Source organism: Vulcanococcus sp. DEBay_Sum29NL08_54 (genome assembly GCF_017859255.1).
Lineage (GTDB): Bacteria > Cyanobacteriota > Cyanobacteriia > PCC-6307 > Cyanobiaceae > Vulcanococcus.
Genome location: NZ_JAFMNJ010000058.1, coordinates 1 through 4,818 on the forward strand (window position 1 = coordinate 1; position 4,818 = coordinate 4,818).

6 protein-coding genes are annotated in these 4,818 nt (G+C 63.7%); 1 reads left to right on the top strand and 5 read right to left on the bottom strand.

From position 1 onward, the window contains the following. Positions 1-703 (top strand): LysR substrate-binding domain-containing protein (locus QZ186_RS11085; protein ID WP_296416833.1); only part of this gene is annotated, 703 nt, incomplete at its 5' end. On the opposite strand, the gene QZ186_RS11090 is transcribed toward QZ186_RS11085, so the two are convergent. The 5 genes from QZ186_RS11090 to QZ186_RS11110 all read right to left on the bottom strand — a co-directional run. Further along, on the bottom strand, positions 700-2,109 hold the full coding sequence (locus QZ186_RS11090) for a phosphatidylserine/phosphatidylglycerophosphate/cardiolipin synthase family protein (RefSeq protein ID WP_296416835.1): 1,410 nt from the start codon (positions 2,107-2,109) through the stop codon (positions 700-702). The two genes, QZ186_RS11085 and QZ186_RS11090, sit on opposite strands and share 4 nt — an antisense overlap. 43 nt (positions 2,110-2,152) lie before the next feature. Further along, positions 2,153-2,326 carry a hypothetical protein gene (locus QZ186_RS11095; RefSeq protein WP_296416837.1) on the bottom strand — a complete coding sequence of 58 codons (174 nt, stop codon included), beginning with the start codon at positions 2,324-2,326 and terminating at the stop codon, positions 2,153-2,155. Between the two features lie 13 nt (positions 2,327-2,339). Then, positions 2,340-3,404 carry a DUF4912 domain-containing protein gene (locus QZ186_RS11100; RefSeq protein WP_296416838.1) on the bottom strand — a complete coding sequence of 355 codons (1,065 nt, stop codon included), beginning with the start codon at positions 3,402-3,404 and terminating at the stop codon, positions 2,340-2,342. Between the two features lie 153 nt (positions 3,405-3,557). Then, entirely contained in the window at positions 3,558-4,316 is a 759-nt protein-coding gene (locus QZ186_RS11105; protein ID WP_296416841.1) for a phycobilisome rod-core linker polypeptide, read from the bottom strand. Positions 4,317-4,421: 105 nt separating this feature from the next. Continuing rightward, positions 4,422-4,818 (bottom strand): phycobiliprotein lyase (locus QZ186_RS11110; RefSeq protein ID WP_296416842.1); only part of this gene is annotated, 397 nt, incomplete at its 5' end.

A 4,818-nucleotide genomic window follows, 5' to 3' on the forward strand; every position in this document is an offset into this window, starting at 1 on the left:
GGATTGCACGCTGCTCGATTTAGAGCGGCAAGTTCACCAAGATTGCCGCTGGAAACGGGACCTGCCGCTGCGGATCGAGGCGCAATATTATTCCGGCCCGTTATTGCTCGATGCACCCCCCAAGGGGTGGCTCTGTGGTGCCTTTGATTGTCTTGATGTCGCCACTCCTTTAAGCCTCTTAAGGCGTGGTGTTGTGGATGTTTGGATTGCTGGCTTTCCTGATGTGCCAGCTGACGATGACGATGCTTTCGCTGTCGTTCATCTCGATCGTTTGCCGACCCATTTGGTGGTCTCCCCCGGTCACCCCCTGACCCACTTGGGTCAAGCCATCACCCTGGAGGATGTCCGTCAATTTCCCTGCTTGGCCTTGCCCGATGGAGCTTTCCCGAAGTGTCAGGCTGTTTTGGAGGGATTGGGATTGTGGAACTCCCCCTCGTCGGTCCGCCGCTACTCCTATGAGGCCTGGGAAGGCCGAACCGCGGATGAAGTCACAGTGGCCTACGCCAGTGCCTTTTCGATCAGCCTGTATCCCACAGAAAAGGTGATTTTGCCGATTGAGATTCCACTGACGGTTGGCGACAGCGTCGTGGTGCCGCGTCGCTTCGCGAATCATCCGCGCTTTCTGGCGTTGCTCGAGCACTTGCGCTCGCGCCTGGAGTCGATGCGTTCGGCCTACCCCGACCTCGAGATCCTTCCGGCCTAATCCCGCTCAACCCCACTGCCGCAGCGCTGGCGGTTGCGTTCGAGTTTGCGCCGCAGTCGTTCGGTGATGCCTAGATCGGCAGTGCGCCAGAGACGATCCATTTCACGGGTGAAGTGGGCAGCGACCTGCGGGGAGCGGATCACCAGCAGCACCTCGTCGTTTTGATGGGCGGCAGAGGGGCTCCAGTTGAAGCTGCCTGTGATGACGGTCTTGCCGTCGATGACAGCGAACTTGTGGTGCAGTTTGTCGCCGCGGGCCAACTGCGGTGTGCCGACGCCTTCGGCTGCCCGCTCGAGCGGTTGATTGTTTTTCTCGATCTTGCAGTCGCGATCAGCCATGGCGACCCCCAGGAGATCGAGGACTTCAGAAAAGGGACGGCTGGCAAAGCCTGGATCCGCCACAAGCCGCAGCCGCACCTGCTGCGCCAGTCGCTCGGCCAGTTGGTCGGTGAGTGACTGCGCGGAGAAGACAAACAGGGCTAGATCGATGCGCTCCCGTGCCTCCGCGAGGACGGAAGCGATCAAGGCCAGCCCGTTGTTGGGATCACTGCGGCGATGGGGCGCAAACAGCACCTCCACCTCGCTGCTTCCCACACGGATGCGCTGAGGCGCGTGCTGACCTTTGCCCAGGCCAAAGCGGCTATCGGGTTGCCCGCCGGGCCCGTCTCCCCACATCCGCTCAAAGTCCTCGCGGAAGAGTGCGGCCAACGCTGGGCTCTCGATCTGCAGCAGGTGGTTGGCGTTCCCGCGGGTTCGGGGCGCGCCCGGGTCCCCATGGAGGCCTGAGGCGGTGAAGTTGGCCGACCCCGTCACCACGGTCTGCCCATCGACCACCAGGTACTTGCTGTGCATCAGGCCGCTGCCCTTGCTGCCATCGGCGGTGTCATCCAGCAGGGGGACGCCCGCGCGCTGCAGGATGCCCACGGCATCGCCCTGCTGCCGCTCGCTCTCCGAGAGTTGCCCGTCGCCGTTTTGGTCGGCTAAGGCGCGCAGCTGCCGGTGGCGTTGCCGCTGATGGGGGCTGAGCTCGGCTTCGTGCTGGCTGCTCCAGGGTTGGCTGTAGAGGTTCTCCAGGACCACCTTCACCGGGATGCCCCGCCGGTGTTGCTCGACTAGGGCCTGGGCGATGGCCGGGAGGGAGAGCTCCTGAACGGCCACCAGAATCTCGGACTCCGCAGAGCGGATCGCTTCGATCAGCAGCGCCTCGAGGTCCTCACCCGCTCGCCACTGGCGGCTGATCGGGCTGATGTAGCCGCGGTCCTCCCGTTGGTTGAAGGCTGCCCTGATCTGCGGGTGCTGCTCCAGCTCTGGCGCCCGCTCGGCGCCGATCAGCTGCCCGGCACTACCGCAGCCCTGCAGCAGGCAGGCCAGGGTCAGCAGGCTGCTGAAAGCGGGCCGCTGCAGCATCAAGGTCTCTAGAGGAATCTGGAGCGAGTGTTCCCCGTCTGCCTCAGCCGTGCTCGGGCATCTCAGAGGTCAGCAGCATCGAGCCAAACCAGAGGCTGCTGATCAGCACCGCCGCCAGGACCCCGGCGCCAATACCCACCTTGACCATCAGCAGGGGAACGGCGATGGGGAACAGCACGGCTCCCGCCAGCGGGGTGAAGGCAACGACGGCTTTCATTGCGGACCTGTGCTCAGAACCACTCGGCCACAGCTTGGTCGCTGGGGTTGCTGTTGTCCTCGGGTGTGCTGCGATCGAAATTCAAGGTGATGTTGCGCTTCTGCTCGCCATCGGCCGCAATCGCCTCGATGGCATAGACCTGCTCGCCATCGCGGAAGGGGACTTGAACCCGGAAGGTGCCGTCGCTGGAGAGGGGAACCTCCTCCCCTCCAATGCTCAGGCGGGCTGAGGGATCGGTGGCCCCGTAGACGATCAGCTCGGCATCGGCGACCAACCAGAAGGCGCGCTTGCGTTGACCGACCACGCCACTGCCGGATTCATTGCGGCCGCTGGCCCAGAGGCCGGCGCCGGAGGCGTTGAGGCCTGAGCCACTGGCGCCCTCGAGTTCATGGAAGGCCTCCGAGCCCCGTCCCATCGTCCGTCCAAAGCTGGTGGCGGTTTGGTAGAGCCGCTCGTGCAGACCGCTGTCTGGAGTGGTGGCGGGTTGGCTGGCGATCCCAGCGGCATCCACCTGGCCGAGAGGGGCCTCGAGGGAGAAGGGAACGAACTGATCGAGGATTTGTTCGCTGGGGTGGAGCGCAGGCACCCGCGCGATCGATGAATAGGCCAGGGAGATCCAGCCACCAGCGTTGACGCGGTAGCCAAGTTCAACCCGGTAGTCGCGATCACTCAGCGGCACGGGGAGGTACCACTCGGTGGCGTGGCTATCGACGGGCACTTCCTGCAGGGTGTGCGGGTGCACGCCTCCATCGCTCACCCCGGTGACATCGGCGACCCGCAGGCAGAGCTGGCTGGCTCCATCCTTGAAGGCCTGCTGGCGATCGCTTTCAGAGATTTCCCAGAAGACATAGGCCCACTGGGGATCACGCGGCAGAAAGACGACGCGCGTGCTGTCAATGGTTTTGGGCGGAGGGCTGTGTTCTTGCTCGACGCTGCTGATGTCGGCCTGGCGCTCGCCGATGGCATCAACCAGTTCAGCCTTGGTTTTGCGGCTGTAGAGCGTCACGCCCAGTTCACTGGCCACCTGGCGCAGCTGGCGCAAGGTCATGCGGGCCAATGAGGTCAGGGCTTGGGTCACAGCGCTTCCGATTCCTTTCGGGATCAATGGACTTACTTTCCCCGATCCCTTGTGCAATCGGCAGTCGTGGTCAGGATCCCGTGACTGCCTCCGGTGTGGAAACACAAAAAAAGCGGCGGATGAACCGCCGCTTGAGAAGTCCTGGCCCGTGGATCAGCGGCCGAGGCTGCGGTAGGGGACTTTCGAGAGGTAATCGATATCGGCACTGCCGCTGGCGTTGGCACCGCGCAGGGCAGGCAGGGTGCGCACCCAGGGCATGTAGTCCTGAGGGAAACCACCGCGGCGCTGCAGGGAGCGCTCGGGCAGCTTGCGGGCGGTGCCGGTGTAAACGATTTGGGGGAACCCGAGGATGCCGCGGTAGTAGGCGTCGTAACGGGGGCTGGTGATGTTGAAGGGGGTCTCGCCCAGGTCACGGCTGCCGACCACGCGGTTGCGGTGGTAGGGAACGGTGTCGTAACCGAAGGCGTTCAGGTACTCCTCACTGTCGAGGATGTCGTCAACCATGCCCTTGACGCCGCGGGTCATCAGCACAGCGGACCAGGCGATCTCTTCAGCCTTGCCGTGGGTTTGGCGACCCAGCAGCTTTTCCACGAGGTGGCGAGCCACCTTGTAGTTGCTGTTCAGCGTGTAGAAGCTGCGGTTGAAGGTGTCCGAGAGGCACAGCGAGCGGATGAAATCGCGCACCGTGATCTGGCCGTTCCGCACCTGGCTTTCCAGGGTGAGGTCACGGTCCACCTTGAAGGCGTGGAAGAAGATTTGGCGGTAAGCCGCTTCGATCACGAAGTTCTGGTCTTCGCGGTCCATGGCCTTGTCCATGGATACGGCTTTCGGATCCTCATCCGAGCCCACACGCAGGGCGTCAACACGCGAGTTCTGCGTGGTGGGCGCGTACTTCAGAAGAGGAAGGGCCACTCGAACTTCGGCATCCGTCGGGGACGATCGTAGAAGTGTGTTCCGGGCTCAACTCCGCCGTCCCTTTCAGGGCTCACAGTCCGTAACGTTCCACACCGATTCGTTTCACCAGCCCAGCAGCGACAAGGCCGGCTCCGCACTGGTGCTTTCGGCGCTTTGGGGCTTGGCGCTGGGTTGCTCACTGCCGCTGACCTCGCAGCGGGTTTCGATGCAGAACGAGGCGTTGTTGGAGAGCCCCTCGACCGTGCTGCTGCGCACGCGGACGTTGGGGCCGGCGAAGGCAAACCGCTCCCAGACGTTCATCGTTTCGTACTCCGTGCTCAGCAGCAGGCCGTCCCGCTCATCCATCGAGAACAGAGAGCTGGCGGGGGCTTTTTCCGCGTAGCCCAGATCCCGCAACAGCAGTCCAGAGCGGCCGCGCTCGTCGGTTGGGATCAGGCCGATCACGCTTTCGCCGGTGTGGTCCTCACCGGCTTTGTCCCAGGCCATCGAGGCGCTCCAG